At 59.6% G+C, this 15,134-nt stretch carries 13 protein-coding genes; 6 read left to right on the forward strand and 7 right to left on the reverse strand.

Features of this window, described 5'->3' with window-relative positions:
• The first annotated feature begins 37 nt into the window (after positions 1–37).
• The gene (locus BMY98_RS24100) at positions 38–2,215 is read left to right on the forward strand and encodes a malate synthase G (RefSeq protein WP_074892945.1); all 2,178 of its coding nucleotides are present in this window, start codon (positions 38–40) and stop codon (positions 2,213–2,215) included.
• 18 nt (positions 2,216–2,233) lie between these two features.
• Here BMY98_RS24100 and gntR read toward each other — a convergent pair whose 3' ends face one another.
• Positions 2,234–3,250: an HTH-type transcriptional regulator GntR gene (gene gntR / locus BMY98_RS24105; RefSeq protein ID WP_074892947.1), complete on the reverse strand. Its 1,017-nt coding sequence runs from the start codon at positions 3,248–3,250 to the stop codon at positions 2,234–2,236.
• A gap of 268 nt (positions 3,251–3,518) precedes the next feature.
• On the opposite strand from gntR, the gene BMY98_RS24110 reads away from it, so the two are divergent.
• The 3 genes from BMY98_RS24110 (at position 3,519) to csrA (ending at position 6,306) form a co-directional block, all read left to right on the forward strand.
• Positions 3,519–4,046, forward strand: a complete 528-nt coding sequence (locus BMY98_RS24110) for a gluconokinase (protein WP_175514212.1) — start codon at positions 3,519–3,521, stop codon at positions 4,044–4,046.
• A 128-nt stretch (positions 4,047–4,174) separates the two neighbouring features.
• Positions 4,175–5,527, forward strand: a complete 1,353-nt coding sequence (locus BMY98_RS24115; RefSeq protein WP_065989522.1) for a GntP family permease — start codon at positions 4,175–4,177, stop codon at positions 5,525–5,527.
• Positions 5,528–6,117: 590 nt separating this feature from the next.
• Positions 6,118–6,306, forward strand: a complete 189-nt coding sequence (gene csrA / locus BMY98_RS24120) for a carbon storage regulator CsrA (protein ID WP_065989520.1) — start codon at positions 6,118–6,120, stop codon at positions 6,304–6,306.
• 293 nt (positions 6,307–6,599) lie between these two features.
• Here the strand turns inward: csrA and BMY98_RS24125 are convergent, their stop codons facing one another.
• Positions 6,600–6,836 (reverse strand): DUF465 domain-containing protein, encoded by a 237-nt coding sequence (locus tag BMY98_RS24125; protein ID WP_074892951.1) that lies wholly within the window; start codon positions 6,834–6,836, stop codon positions 6,600–6,602.
• Positions 6,837–6,999: 163 nt separating this feature from the next.
• Between BMY98_RS24125 and BMY98_RS24130 the strand changes: the two genes are divergently transcribed.
• Complete coding sequence (locus tag BMY98_RS24130) at positions 7,000–8,253, forward strand: M20/M25/M40 family metallo-hydrolase (protein ID WP_074892953.1); 1,254 nt, start codon at positions 7,000–7,002, stop codon at positions 8,251–8,253.
• 45 nt (positions 8,254–8,298) lie between these two features.
• Here BMY98_RS24130 and BMY98_RS24135 read toward each other — a convergent pair whose 3' ends face one another.
• The 5 genes from BMY98_RS24135 to BMY98_RS24155 all read right to left on the reverse strand — a co-directional run bounded on the left by BMY98_RS24135 (position 8,299) and on the right by BMY98_RS24155 (position 13,206).
• Positions 8,299–9,231 carry a ketopantoate reductase family protein gene (locus BMY98_RS24135; RefSeq protein ID WP_074892955.1) on the reverse strand — a complete coding sequence of 311 codons (933 nt, stop codon included), beginning with the start codon at positions 9,229–9,231 and terminating at the stop codon, positions 8,299–8,301.
• A gap of 179 nt (positions 9,232–9,410) precedes the next feature.
• The gene (locus BMY98_RS24140; RefSeq protein WP_425438905.1) at positions 9,411–10,778 is read right to left on the reverse strand and encodes a pyridine nucleotide-disulfide oxidoreductase; all 1,368 of its coding nucleotides are present in this window, start codon (positions 10,776–10,778) and stop codon (positions 9,411–9,413) included.
• Positions 10,779–11,563: 785 nt separating this feature from the next.
• Positions 11,564–12,019, reverse strand: coding sequence for a hypothetical protein (locus BMY98_RS24145; protein WP_074892960.1), 456 nt, complete (start codon positions 12,017–12,019; stop codon positions 11,564–11,566).
• An 86-nt stretch (positions 12,020–12,105) separates the two neighbouring features.
• Positions 12,106–12,366 (reverse strand): DUF1652 domain-containing protein, encoded by a 261-nt coding sequence (locus tag BMY98_RS24150; protein ID WP_074892962.1) that lies wholly within the window; start codon positions 12,364–12,366, stop codon positions 12,106–12,108.
• A 363-nt stretch (positions 12,367–12,729) separates the two neighbouring features.
• Positions 12,730–13,206: a GNAT family N-acetyltransferase gene (locus BMY98_RS24155; RefSeq protein WP_074892964.1), complete on the reverse strand. Its 477-nt coding sequence runs from the start codon at positions 13,204–13,206 to the stop codon at positions 12,730–12,732.
• Between the two features lie 342 nt (positions 13,207–13,548).
• On the opposite strand from BMY98_RS24155, the gene BMY98_RS24160 reads away from it, so the two are divergent.
• A complete protein-coding gene (locus BMY98_RS24160; protein ID WP_074892966.1) occupies positions 13,549–14,481 on the forward strand; it encodes a hypothetical protein in 933 nt (310 codons plus the stop codon).
• Positions 14,482–15,134 lie beyond the last annotated feature (653 nt).

The following is a 15,134-nucleotide window of genomic DNA, read 5'->3' on the forward strand; positions in this document are numbered from 1 at the left end:
GCAACACTGCAGACCCAATTCATGATGGAGACCCCAGATGACCGAATTCGTCAATTGCCACAACCTTAAAGTGGCGGCCAACCTCAAGCGCTTCGTCGACGAGGAAGTGATTCCCGGCACAGGCCTGACCCCGGAACTGTTCTGGGCCGATTTCGATTCACTGGTCCACGACCTCGCGCCGGTCAATCGCGAACTGCTGAAAGAGCGCGACCGCATACAGGCGCAGCTGGACAAGTGGCACAAGTCCAATCCCGGCCCGGTCACCGACATGCCGGCGTACATCGCGTTTCTGGACAGCATCGGCTATCTCAAGCAGGTGCCGGCGGAGGTCAAGGTCTCCACCAACAAAGTCGATATCGAGGTCAGCGAGCAGGCCGGCCCGCAACTGGTGGTGCCCGCCGCCAACGCCCGTTACGCCCTGAACGCGGCCAATGCACGCTGGGGTTCGCTGTACGACGCGTTGTACGGCACCGATGCGATTTCCTCCGCCAATGGCGCCGAAATCAAGGCGGGTTACAACCCGCTGCGGGGCGAGAAAGTCATCGCCTTCGCCCGCGCCCTGCTGGATGAAGCTGCGCCACTGGCGACCGGTTCCCACGTCGGCGCGAAGGCCTACGCGGTGGACAGCGGCGAGTTGCTGGTCACCCTCGCCGACGGCAGCCCGTCGCGCCTGGCCCAGCCCGAGAAATATGTGGGCTATCAGGGCGAGCCGCGCCAGCCGAATGCAATCCTGTTGAAGAACAACGGCCTGCACATCGAAATCCAGATCGACCCCGCCAGCCCGATCGGCGCCACTGATCCGGCCGGTATCAAGGACCTGCTGCTGGAAGCCGCCCTGTCGACCATCATCGACTGCGAAGACTCGGTCGCTGCCGTCGATGCCGACGACAAGCTGGTGATCTACCGCAACTGGCTGGGCCTGATGAAGGGCGACCTGACCGAAGCGCTGGTCAAGAACGGCAAGACCATCACCCGTCGCCTGAACGCCGACCGCCAGTACACCGCCGCCGATGGCAGCGCGATCACCCTGCACGGCCGCTCGCTGCTGTTCATCCGTAACGTTGGCCACCTGATGACCAACCCGGCGATTCTCTACGACGGTAACAAGGAAATCCCCGAAGGCATTCTCGACGGCGTCATCACCAGCCTGATCGCCTTGCACGACCTGCACAACCGCACCAACTCCCGCGCCGGCAGCGTGTACATCGTCAAACCGAAGATGCATGGTCCGGACGAAGTGGCGTTCGCCAACACGCTGTTCAGCCGCATCGAAGACGCGCTGAAGATCCCGCGCAACACCTTGAAGATGGGGATCATGGACGAGGAGCGGCGCACCAGCGTCAACCTCAAGGCGTGCATCGAAGCTGCATCGTCCCGGGTCGCGTTCATCAATACCGGCTTCCTCGACCGCACTGGCGACGAGATGCACAGTTCGATGGAGGCCGGGCCGATGCTGCGCAAGGGCGACATGAAAGCCACGCCGTGGATCAAGGCGTACGAGCGCAACAACGTGCTGGTCGGCCTGGCCTGCGGGCTGCGCGGCCGTGCGCAGATCGGTAAGGGCATGTGGGCGATGCCGGACCTGATGGCCGACATGCTCGAGCAGAAGATCGCGCACCCGAAATCCGGCGCCACCACGGCGTGGGTGCCCTCGCCAACGGCGGCCATCCTGCACGCGCTGCACTACCACAAAGTGGACGTGAAGGCGGTGCAGCAGGAGCTGGAACGGGTCGATCTGGACAGCATCAGCGAAGACATTCTGCTGGACCTGCTGACCATCCCCGTCGTCGAAAAAGCCGAGTGGAACGAGGATCAGATCCGCGAAGAAGTGGAAAACAACGCCCAGGGTCTGCTGGGTTATGTGGTGCGCTGGGTGGAGCAAGGCGTTGGCTGCTCCAAGGTGCCGGACATTCACAACGTTGGCCTGATGGAAGACCGCGCGACGCTGCGCATTTCCAGCCAGCACATCGCCAACTGGCTGCGCCACGGCGTGGTCACCGAGGACTATGTGAAAGACGCATTGAAACGAATGGCGAAGGTGGTCGACCGGCAAAACGCCGGGGACTCGGCTTATACGCCAATGGCGGGCAATTTCGAGAAATCAGTGGCCTTCCAGGCCGCCAGCTCGCTGGTGTTCAAAGGTCGCGAGCAGCCGAGCGGCTACACCGAACCGCTGTTGCACGAGTTCCGCCTGGCGTTCAAGAAGGCGCATTGATCCAAGGGTGCGAGCGAGCTACGTGCTCTCCCGCACCACCAGTTCAAACCCCAGATCCACCTGCGCTTCGTGAACCGTGCCGTCCAGCAAGCCGAGCAGTAACTGCGCGGCGCGCTGGCCGACCTGTTCGCGCGGGGTACGGATGGAGGTCAGGCGCGGGACCATGTGCGCCGAACCCGGCAGGTCGTTGAAGCCGATCAGCGACACTTGCTCCGGAATCCGGATGCCCCGCCGCAGGGCTTCCAGCGATGCGCCCTGGGCCAGGTCGTCGTTGCAGAAAAACACTCCGTCGACGTCCGGATGCGTTTCCATCAATCGGGCGAACAGCTCACTGCCCAGACCGATGGACGACGGCAGCGGCGACGCCATCTGCAACGCCTCGTCATACAGCCCTTCCTGCTCCAGCGCGCCGCGAAAGCCGACGCCGCGTTGAATCACCCGTGGATCCAGCTGCGCCGACACATACGCCAGTCGCCGCCGGCCGCGGCTCAACAGATGCCGCGCCGCCTCGGCACCGGCCTGTTGCTGGGAAAACCCCACGCACGGCTCGGCGCGGGTCGGGTCCAGCTCCATCATGTGCACGCAGGGGACGCCGCTGGACGCCAGCAATTGCTGCGCCGCCACGCTGCGATCAAAGCCGGTCAGCAAGATGCCGCGAGGCCGCTGGGACAGATGACTGCGCAGCAGGTTCTCTTCTTCTATAGGCGAGTAGTGATAATTGCCGATCACCACGTCCAGCCCGCGCGGCCGCAGAACCGTCTGAATGGCCTCGAGGGTTTCGATAAACAACTGGTTGGAAAGCGACGGTACCAGCACCACCACCGACTGACTGTGCGAAGACGCCAGCGCCCGGGCGGCAGGATTGGTGACATAGCCTAGACTCAGCGCAGCAGCGCGCACTTTTTCCACCAGTTCCGGTGCCACAGTGGCCACGCCACGCAGGGCCCGGGATGCGGTAATCGGCGAGACGGCGGCCAGTTTGGCGACTTCGTTGAGGGTGGGACGACCGGTGGAGCGGGAACCAATACGTGTCATGCGTTGCCAACTGATTGGAAGAAAGCTGCGGGGGTTGCGATTGTGTGGGATGGGCTCTAAGGTAGCGCTATCTCACGGAGGCCCGCAACTTTTCGATCGTCTAAACGACTGGATTGATGCATCTCATGGATCAGCGAGATACCCATAACAATGACTACACCTGGAAACAGTCTCGCCGGACTTGCACACCATTCGGCGAAGACAGCGCTGTCTCCGGGACGAGGTTTTTATGACTACTGCTCCACATGCAATTTCCGCCATCGTGGTAATGGGTGTTTCCGGCTGCGGCAAGAGTGCCGTCGGCGAGGCCATCGCTGAAAACAGCGGCGGCCGCCTGATCGAGGGTGATGCGTTCCATCCTCAAGCCAACATCGACAAGATGAGCGCGGGCCATCCCCTTGACGACAACGATCGTGCCGGCTGGCTGACCCGCCTCGGCGAAGAAGTTGCCGCCGCTGTAAAGAACGGCGAAAAGCCCGTTCTGACCTGCTCCTCCCTCAAACTCATCTACCGCGAACGCCTGCGTGCAGCCGTGCCGGAGCTGGGTTTCGTATTTCTGGAGCTGACCAAAGAACTCGCCAGCGAACGCTGCTCCCATCGCCCGGGGCACTTCATGCCTGCCAGCCTGGTAGACAGCCAGTTCGCGACCCTCGAACCTCCGTACAACGAGGACCGCACACTGGTGGTGGACGCGACCAAATCGATCGAGACCATCGGCAAGGAAGCGGCCCAATGGTGGCGCGAGTCCGGGTCCGCATCGCAAACCCCATCTGTCACCGCGCGCACCGGCTCTTGATCCTCGATCAGGCGTGAGCGGCAAAGGTAGCGCTGTCTCTGATGACGCTGCCCTCGCTCCACAGGGCAGAGAGCAACAGCGTTAAGCAGTAGCTCCAAAAAAACAAAATACAACGGAGAGACACCCCCATGTTTGGTATGACTCAAGACACGTATCTGCTGGTCGATGCGTTGGTGACCATCATTGGCCTTGTGCTTCTGATCACCAAGTTCAAAGTCCACCCCTTTATTGCATTGACCATCGCTGCCGGTTTTCTCGGGCTGACCTCCGGGATGCCGGTCGACAAAGTGATGAAATCGTTCCAGGACGGTTTCGGCGGCGTGCTGGGCTTCGTCGGTATCATCCTCGGCCTGGGCACCATGCTCGGCAAGCTGATGGCCGATTCCGGCGGTGCTGACCAGATCGCTCAGACCTTGATCCGTCGCTTCGGCAAGGACCGCGTGCACTGGGCCATGATGTTTTCGGCGTTTCTGGTGGGCATCCCGCTGTTCTTCGAAATCGGCTTCGTGCTGCTGATCCCGCTGGTGTTCATCGTTGCCCGTCGCAGCGGCGTGTCCATCGTCAAGATCGGTATCCCGTTGCTGGCAGGTCTGTCGGCCGTACACGGTCTGGTGCCTCCGCACCCGGGTCCGTTGCTGGCCATCGGCATCTTCAACGCAGACATCGGCAAGACCATTTTCTACGGTCTGATCGTTGCGTTCCCGACCGCCATCATCGCCGGCCCGATCTACGGGAAATGGATTGCCAAGCGCATTCCGGGTAACCCGTCGAAAGAGCTGATGGATCAGATTGCCAAGGAGTCGACCAACGATAACCTGCCAAGCTTTGCCATCACGCTGGTGACGATCCTGCTGCCGGTGTTCCTGATGCTGCTCAAGACGTTCGCCGACGTCGCGCTGCCAGCCGGTCACATCTTCCGCATCTGGATGGACTTCATCGGTCACCCGATCGCTGCCCTGCTGTTCGCCCTGCTGCTGGCGTTCTACACCTTCGGTTCGGCCCGTGGCTTCAGCCGCGACCACATCATCAAGCTGCTTGACCAGAGCCTGGCGCCAGTGGCCGCGATCGTACTGATCGTGGGTGCCGGTGGTGGCTTCAAGCAAATGCTGGTGGACAGTGGCGTCGGTAACCTGATCGGTCACATGGCCGTGCAGGCACAGATCTCGCCGATTCTGCTGGCGTGGCTGGTCGCTGCGGTGATCCGTATCGCCACCGGTTCCGCGACCGTCGCCACCATCACCGGTGCCGGTATTGTTGCGCCGGTGGTCGGCATGATCCCGGGCGTGAACCGTGAGTTGCTGGTCCTGGCGACCGGGGCCGGTTCGTTGATTCTGTCCCACGTCAACGATGCGGGTTTCTGGCTGGTCAAGCAGTACTTCAACATGACCGTGGCAGAGACGCTGAAAACCTGGACCGTGATGGAAACCATCCTGTCGGTGGTAGGCATCATCCTGATCATGCTGTTGTCGCTGGTTGTCTGATGCACTGATCGCGGCATATTGACGCGGCGATTACCCTGCTTCACCCATGCCCACCCTCGCGGTGGGCATCTTGTTTCTGGCGCCCTTGAAGCCTTCCAGCAAAAAAAGCACAGCCAATTAACCTCACGCCTGCCCTCCTTTGAATGCGGCCTGATACAAAACCGTTCACACATCCCGTCATCAATTCGATTAAAGTTACGGCGTTTTGCCGGTACTGGTTTCAGAAGTCTCCTACACTCCTTTCAGAGAACTCGTACGGGGCAATCTAATGAAAATTTCATCGACGCCCGCCATGAGTTCTTTGCAATAACGACCAAAGGGGTGTGGAATAGGCGCCGCCCGGAATCCGGCTATCAATTCGATAGCCGATTTGCACGGGAGTTTACCGCCAGTATCAGGCAAAATTCGCATGCCGTTCGACCCCGGGAGCGACGCTAACTGTGACAAGACGATGAACCTGGGGAATTAAAATCGTACCAATGGCGTCATACTGATGAACGCATTTGGATGCAATCGGCAATTACCATCACCCAAAGGCTCACGCCAGCCTCCCGGTAGAGGCGCTTCATGAGGCCATCAAGGAAAAGATTATGTTGATACTCACCCGCAAAGTCGGCGAAAGCATAAACATTGGTGACGACATCACCGTTACCATTCTGGGCGTTCAGGGCCTCCAAGTCCGTCTTGGCATCAACGCTCCGAAAGATGTTTCAGTACACCGTGAAGAAATCTACAAGCGCATCAAGGCCGAGGCTGCCCCCGACCAGGATCCGCAATAAGCCCTCCGGCTTATGCTTATTCGATACCTGTCAGTGGCCACCCGGTGCTGACAGATCGGCGACGGCGACTGACCAGACGCCGTTTTTTTTCGTCTTAACTTTGGATCCATCCAATTCGCCTCGCTGACAACTAAGCGCGGACGAACACACAGATTCAGCGTATTGGACGATGCACTTCCAAATGCCGTGGCAAGTTGTCAGGCATTTGGAATCGCCAACTAAAAACGGCCGACCTCCATAAGAGATCGGCCGTTTTAGCTGATGCAGCTTTCAGGGCAAAACCGTCCGCTCGGTCAGCCTGCCGTTCCCAACTGTTTGGCGATAGTGTCTTTGGCCTGCAGTCGTTTTTCCTTGAGTTTCTTCAGTTCATCGTCGGAAACATCGCCCGCCTGTTCGACGCTGAGGATATGGGCGTCCAGCTCATCGTAATGATCGACCAGGGCATTGAGCTTCGCGTCGCCGCCTTTGCGCTTGGCGAGCTCTTCTTTGGTGATGCTCAGGTCCGCGTACAAATCGTGCTTAACCGGCATGGGATGCCTCTCCTCTGATGACTGATGTAGGAATGTTGAGGGTAGCCCAGCCTGAAGGTTCGGCGTTTTTGCCGATGCGAATAACGCGTTTTGATATGCACGATCCGGTGCAACGGGCTACGGTGTCGGTCCAGCCCCTTTCGTGCCACATCAAGGATCGACCATGACCTCACCGTTCTCCCGTTCTCTTCTCGCCAGCGCGCTGGCCTTCGGTATCGCCCTGTCTGCGGCAGCGCCTGTATTTGCCGAGCCCAATAAACAGGTTCAGGCGGATGCCGAGCAATACAAGGACGAAGCGCTGAAGCTGCTGGAGCAACTGGTTAATATCGATACGGGGTCCGGCTACGAGCCGGGACTGACCCAAGTCAGTGACATCGTCGTCGCCCAGCTCAAGGCGCTCGGCGCAACCATCGAGATGATCCCCAATACCGCGCCGGACAAAAGCCAGCATGTGGTCGCCACCCTCAAGGGCAGCGGCAAGGCAAAGATCCTGCTGATGGCGCACATGGACACCGTTTTCAAGGAAGGTTCCGCCGCCGCCCGCCCGTTCCACATCAAGGACGGCCGTGCTTACGGGCCAGGGGTGATGGACGACAAGGGCGGTATCGTCGCCGGCCTTTACGCGCTGAAGATTTTGAAAAAGCTTGATTTCAAGGACTACGCGCAGATTACCTTCCTGCTGGACGCCAGCGAGGAAACCGGCTCGGCCGCCGCCACCGCGCTGATCCAGAAGGTCGCCAAACAGCACGACGTGACCCTGAACCTGGAGCCGGGACGCCCTGCCGACGGTCTGGTGATCTGGCGCAAAGGCAGCGCCACCGCAGTGGTTGAGGTCAAGGGCAAAGCCTCTCACGCCGGCGTGGCGCCGGAACTGGGGCGCAACGCGGCCATGGAAGTCGCACATCAGATTCTGCAACTGGGCAAACTGGGCGATGCCGAGAAAAAGACCACGATCAACTTCACCGTGCTGAACGCGGGCGATCGCACCAACGTGATCCCCGATCAGGCCAACGCCAAGGCCGATGTGCGCGCCGCCGTACCGGAAGAATTCGACCGCATCGAGAAGGATCTGGCGCGGGTGTCGGCTGACAAACTGATCCCGGACACCGAAGTGACCACCCGCCTGGATCGCGGTTTGCCGCCCATGCCCCAGACGCCGGAAACCGACAAGCTGGTCGATATCGCCCAAGGCATCTACGGTGAGATCGGCCGCAAGCTGACCATCGAAGGCAGCGGCGGCGCGGCCGATGCGAGCCTCTCTGCCGGGGTCGGCGTCCCGACTCTGGACGGGTTCGGCATCGTTGGCGGCAACATTCACACGCCCGAGGAATATGCTGAAGTCAACAGCGTGTCGCCGCGCATCTACCTGCTGACGCGGATGATCATGGAGCTGGCGACGCACACTCCGGGCAAGTGAGCGACGCCTGCTGCCCGAGCCTTTTACGTGAGCTAGGTGAGCCTGCTACGTGAGCCGCCGCGCCTCATACGTGCGCAGGTGCAGATACACGTAATCGAGCGCCGACAGTGATGCTTGAGCTGAACTGTCGGCGCCTGGCCGCCGGGCAATCATTTCGCCGAACACATGCTGCACTTCGATCGGCGCGCCGCGCTCGATGTCCCTGAGCATCGAGGCGGTCATCTTCGAGCCGGGGGCGGTCAGCATCGTCTCGAACCGTTGCCGAACTTCACTGCGCAGCGGGTACCCGGCGTGACCCGCCACCTGGGCGCACTCATCCAGCAGCTTCAGAATCAGCCCTTCCCCGCCACTGGCGACCACGTCGCCGATACTCGCGCGCATCGATCCTGTAACACCGGCACCGGTGGCGATGAAGCACCACTTTTCCCACATCTCCTGAGTAATCTGGTCACTCGGGAGCGCATCGAATCCTGCATTGCCCAGCACCTCGGCAACTTTATGGATGCGTGGCGTCAGCCCGCCGTCGCGTTCGCCAAACGACAGCTGGTTAGTGTCGTTTAAATGAAGGATGGCACCCGAGGCATCGCGGTCCAGCGAGATCAGGCATTGGCCGCCGAGCACATTGGCAGGAGAGAACCGCTCGGCCAGCCGATCGAGATGCGCCATCCCATTGAGCAGCGGCAGGATCAGCGTCTCCGGCCCCACCGCAGGCGCGAAGGATTCCATGGCGCTGTCGAGGTCGTAGGCCTTGCAACTGAGGACGATCAGGTCAAATGGCGTGTCGAGCATCGCCGCCATGACCTGCGGCGGCGGTGGGTATTCGATGTTACCCAGCGGACTGCGCACGATCAGCCCGTCGCGCTCCAGTTCCTGGGCGCGCCCTTCGCGCACCAGAAATGTCACGTCTCGCCCGGCATCCAGCAACCGGCCGCCGAAATAGCCGCCGATCGCACCCGCGCCCACCATCAAAATACGCATTGGTCAGTTCCTGTTCGATGCAACGTCGAGGGTCAGGCAAGCAGAATAGATGAGCCGCCGAACTCTGGCGAACGGCTTATATGACGGACAACATATTTTGTGCCGGTTGAATCACGGGCAAAAAAAATCCCGGCCTGCCTGATCAAGGCAGCGCCGGGATGCAAGTGCTGCAAGGAAAGTCAGGATTGCGCGTTAACCAGCACGGGCCAGAGGAACGGCAAACGTTCTTCGCTGCGACTGGATACCAGCCGTGGCGCCGCAGCAACAGGCTGTATTGCCGGCGTCTGCAAGCGGGTCAGGACCGAATCGATCACCACGCCGCTGGCGTCGTGGTGGAACTGCCAGACGCCGTAGATGCGGCCGTCAAACGACGCTTCGCTGCCCAGTCGCGGATCGACCCCCAGCCCTGCCCCCAGACCGAACAGGTGCAGGCCATGCAGGCGCTGACCGCTGGCGTCGAGCGGACAACCCGAAGGATCGGAATCCAGTCCGCCCTTGACCTCCATCAGCGTGATGGCCTCGCCACCGGCATGACTCAATCCCGGCAGCAACGGCTGATAGCCCGTGCACTGCACGACAATGTCGGCTTCGGCCAGCGCCTGACGTGCGCGTTCGAACTGATCCGCCGGGCCCTGATGGGTTTGCAGCAACTGCACGCGCACGCCAGTCTTGCCGATCTGGCCCTTGGACAAGGCTTCACGCCCCACGTCCAGCGCCCGGTAGCGCAAACCGCCTGAGCGATTGACCCGCCCCGAAACCGGGCAAACGTCCCTGGCCGCATCGAATACATAGCCGGCGTCATGGGCAGCCTGGGCGGTTTCGTAAAACAGGCGGATCGGCGAACGGTGGACCAGGGTGACCTCTTCCAGGCCGGCAAACTCCAGTGCGTCGGCCAGGTTTTCCAGCACCGAGAACGCACTGTGGGAGCCGCCCACGACGCACACCCGGCCCTTGGCCGCCAGAGTCCTCGCAAAGAGGTGGCGCAGTTGCACGGCATTCATTCTCAACAGTGCATCGGCGCTCTGGATCTGCGCCGAGGGCGGCACCGCGAGGCCTTGATCCGCCAGACTGTCGAGCAGGTGCTGCGGGTCCTGCCAGCCACCCAGATTGAGGACAACTGCACGGCTGCGAATACGTCGACTGCGGCCATCGGACTCGACCCACACCTGGTATTCGTCGCCTTCGCGCACGATCTCGGTGATCGTCGTGCTGCTCCATAACTTCACGCCGTAGCGCTCGACGATAAAATCGAGCACCAGCTTCGAGGCTTCCGCCAGCAGTTCAGCGACGTCCGCCAACTGAGGCGCACTTTGCGCCTGACGACGGATCCGCCAGTAAGCGGGCGAATGTTCGAGGGGTTCAAATACATCACGCAACGCCGGGTCGCGCAGACAATCAAGGAACACATCACCCACCGAGTTGGCGGTGATACGGTAATCGCCCAAACGACCCGTGCCCGGCGTGGGACTCGCGTCGACAATGATCAAACCTTCCTTGGCCAGCTCTGGCATGGCGCCACTTTTCAATGCATTGAAAAGCAGTCCCATTCCTGCAGGTCCGGCACCTCCCACTACGCAACCGCAAACGGTTTCCAGATGATCTCCTTGCATAACTGTCACTCCACGCTGGGTCGTTACCATATCGCTGCCTGCTTTATAAACAGCCGCACTTACATGCGCGTTCAACCGCTATCGCTGAGGCAATGTCTGGACTTTCAAGTTGAAAAATAAATAAGCTTTTACTGAACTACCGTACTTGGCAGGCAAGACGACCGCGATGACGTGCGTCACGTTGACGGCTATAGAAGGTCTGACGATCAACACGTGGCCGATCAATCGGCGCAGGCTCTGGAACGCTGGTTACCGGATGGCAGATGCTTTTTCCAAACCCGCCGTGGTGCCGACTATCTGCGCTGCCCGTTCCCGGTTTTTCCGGAGGACGCTACCGCCAACTCATCGCGCGTCTAAGGGATTAATCCTGGAACGAGAAGTGTCGGGCGCTTGCACTAAGCGCGGCTCACCCAAGTTCAAAACGTAAAGTGATAGTTGCAAATAACACATGCAGTGTCAATTTTCTGAGAAAACAGGGATTCCCGCTATTTCGCCATGCAAGCCATTGATTAATAAGGCATAAATAAATATGACGCCATTAAGACGTCGCCGCTGAGAGACCCCATGGATTTATAAAATGGACGTCTTCGGTAATTTAAATTGAAATGGCCGGTCTTCCACTAACAGGAGTCGCTTTCTTCGTTTAAGACGACGGCCAAGAGCAGCTAAAGCTGCTCTTGGAGAATGCACACCGTCGCCGGCTGCGTTGAGAAAAACGAGTTCTACTGCGCGCCGTTATGCACGTGGACCGCCTGAGCGATACCCAGCGGTTTGCCGGATCGCGTGTCTGGAGGACTGAGAGGCGATGGGCTGAAAACCGAATTGATAATTAGGGGCGAGGCAGGACCGGATGTTTCTTCGGACTTGGCGGGCCCGACGCTTACCGGCTGACCCGAGGGTACAATGGCGGCGCCGTAGCGCAGGCCATCTACCTGAGGTTTGACTTCCAGCACAGGCTCCGGCGGCAGGAGCTGTTCCCGCTCAAGGGGCGTCATGGGCGGTCGGAAGCTGGCATTCCGCGTTTCCAGATGCTCCAGCATTGTGATGATCGTTCCGGCGCCCACGACCACAATCCCCAGCAGGCAGCCGACGCCGATCATCACATTGCGACGACGGCGCGATGGCGCCGCTCGTTCCTGCTCTCGTACTGCCTCGATCTCGGGTTGCGCGTACGCCATGCAAATCCTCAATATCCCGCCTGGCCGCTTTCGGCCGATGCAGACCAACATAAGGCGGAACGACGATTATTGCTAGAGCCCCCCACTCAGCTCGCCAAGGCGTGGGGATAATGCCTGGCCTTTTCGAGCTCGGCCTGAAGGTCCCTGATCAGCACGCACAAGGCGTGGCTGTTATCGAGGGAATCCAGGGCAATATTGGAAACGAACAGTTCGACATGCTCGGTTGCAGGATTCACGACTTCAACCGTCATCAGATCCTCCAATACGGTGCAGTTGCAGCGCAGGGGCAGAAACGCACTTTCTATAATGCTGCGCAGTTCAAGGTTAGAGAGCGTACAAGCGATCATCGTCAATCCTCCACAGGCAGGACTGGATGATGCTTTCAGCCACTCGCCTGACGCTAAGTCACCACTTCCACGAAATTGGAAATGTTTCCCGGGCTCCCTCCCGCTATCCGGCGATCAGGGATATTCACGTTATACGCCGCGCCCCAAAGTGAGGCAAACGACTGCTATCCCTTCGCACTAAGCCGGGCCTGAAGCAGATTGTTTGAGGAAAATCGATTCACCGCACTGGAACGGTCTGCATTCATTGTTGAATTGGCGGAATAATCGGATTTATGGGCTGGTAGGCGCCAACTTTTGTGTTCATCCATTCGTCGGGCACCCGTGAAGCACCCGACGAATGACCTCATCGAACGTTGCCGCAGCTTAGCTTCGAGGCAACTTGAGGTGGATAAGGGCCACGCGGGCGCCCCTCTTGTCCAGGCGCTCTTCAATGGCGAACGGTTTGAAACCCAGCTTGGGATAGAAGAGCAGTCCGGGGACATTATGGTTGAAGCAGGAAGCCGTCAGTTCTGCCGCTTCGTGCTTGCCGAACGCCAATTCCATCATGCAGCCGATCATGTAGCGGCCGACGCCTTTTGAGCGGAAGCGCGGGTCGATGATGACGTTACCCATGGAACAACGGCCTCGGAAATCGTAACGGGAGAAGTTGGCAAATCCCACGACCTGGCCGTCCAGTTCGATGACTGTGTTGTCCGAGCGCTGCTCGATGGATTCGGTCAGCTGCTCCGGGGTCAGCGGGAATACCGCCTTGGGAAACATATAGAAGAGCTCGTCGATGCTCTGGGGCATGTCGCATATGAAAGGGATGTCTTTTTCTTCCAGGGGGCGATGGACAAACATGCTGGGTTACCTCTCGAAGAAACAGGAGCCGTAGACGGACTATAGCGGTCAACCCGCGGGGCTGACGTTATAAGACACCATTCCGACAGAAATGTGCCGGAATGTTGCGGTTTGGCCGATTGCGCCGCAGGAGATTGTCGCAAACCTCTGACACTCATGGAAATCCCGTCACCGGGCAGAACGCATTCGCCCGTTCGTGAAGTTCTTGCATTTTGCACGACGCTGTGAGCGTTTGATTTTTACAGCCCTTTGATTTTATTGGTTTTTTTGCAAACCGATGGCTGGCACAGGCAGTGCACCGTAATGGGGAGAAGTACAACATCATTCGCACGGAGCAGCAAAATGAACGTCTCACCTGATTCTTATCCTGCCGCTGTAGAAGAATCCTCCTCGGTCTCAGGCGTGTCCTGGGGTGCCATCTTTGCTGGCGCCGCCGGTGCCGCCGCGTTGTCGTTAATCCTGGTTCTGCTGGGATCGGGCCTCGGTTTCTCGGCGATGTCGCCTTGGGCCAACGAAGGCGCGAGCGCGAAGACCATCGGTATTTCCACGGTAATCTGGCTTGCGCTCACGCAGATCGTGGCCTCCGGTCTTGGCGGGTATCTCGCCGGCCGTTTGCGCGTCAAGTGGGCCAACATGCACGGTGACGAAGTTTACTTCCGTGACACCGCGCACGGCTTCCTGTCGTGGGCTGTCGCTACCCTGGTGGCTGCCGTATTGATCGTCGGTTCGGTCAGCGGCATCGTGGGCAGCGGCGTGAAAGCCGGTGCAACGGCGGTGGCCGGCGTTGCAGGCACTGCCGCCACTGCAGCCGGTTCTGCAGCGGGCAATACCAGCAGTGATCAGTACGGCTACTACATTGATTCGCTGTTCCGTGATGATCGCCCTGCCGCTGTCAGCGATGACGCTGCCCATGGCGTTGTAGTGCGTATCTTCACCAAGACCATGGCCAATGACGGTCAGTTGGCTCCGGAAGACCGTACCTACCTGGCACAGCTGGTCGCTCAGCGTACCAACATGAGTCAGGCCGATGCCCAGGCGCGCGTTGATCAGGTTTACGGTCAGGCCAAGCAAGCTGTGGCAGATGCCAAGCTGAAAGCTCAACAGGCTGCCGACGCTGCCGCGAAAGCCGCTGCAATGGCTTCGCTGTGGACATTCGTGTCGCTGCTGTGCGGTGCGTTCGTGGCCAGCCTTGCTGCCATCTGGGGTGGTCGTCGCCGTGATGCGGTGACGTATGTCGAAACCCGTGCTTATACCAATACTTCCAGCATTCGCTGATCAAGGAGAGTCATCATGCGTTCACTACTTCTGTGGTTCCTCGGCATCCCGATCCCGATCATTATTTTGATTGCACTGTTTGTGCATTGATTGAGTGATTGATCAAAGATCCGCGCTGTTCTCCCCGAGGCAGCGCGGATTTTTTTCGTCTGGCTGAAAGTGGAGTTGTCCATTGGAGAGATCAAGAGCGTCTGCCTAAGGGCAGACGTTTCGCCTTCGGCGACTTACTTTTGAAAAGCACCAAAAGTAAGCAAAAGTGCCTGCTCTCGGTTTGGCCCGACTTCGTCGGGTTCCCTCACTTCGACGACGCTCCGTGGGCCCGCGCCGAACGGACATCCATGTCCTGACGGCGCTCTCGCCGCATCCATGCGGCTCGACCCACTGCGCGTCGTCTACGTTCGGCCTGCACCCAAGTCGCGATTGGTGTCGTCTGAACCCTTTGCGTATGAAGATCAACAGCGCGTTTAAAGCAGATCACAAGCTTCCCGGCTGAAGCCGGTCCTACAGTCGGGGTACCGCACTTTCATTGTCTGATCGTTTCTGATCGTTCCCACGCTCCGCGTGGTAACACATTCCCGGACGCTCCGCGTCCCTCAGACGACGCGCACTCGACCTGGAGAGTGGACGCGGAGCGTCATGAAATGCATTCCCAC

This window comes from Pseudomonas graminis (assembly GCF_900111735.1).
GTDB lineage: Bacteria > Pseudomonadota > Gammaproteobacteria > Pseudomonadales > Pseudomonadaceae > Aquipseudomonas > Aquipseudomonas graminis.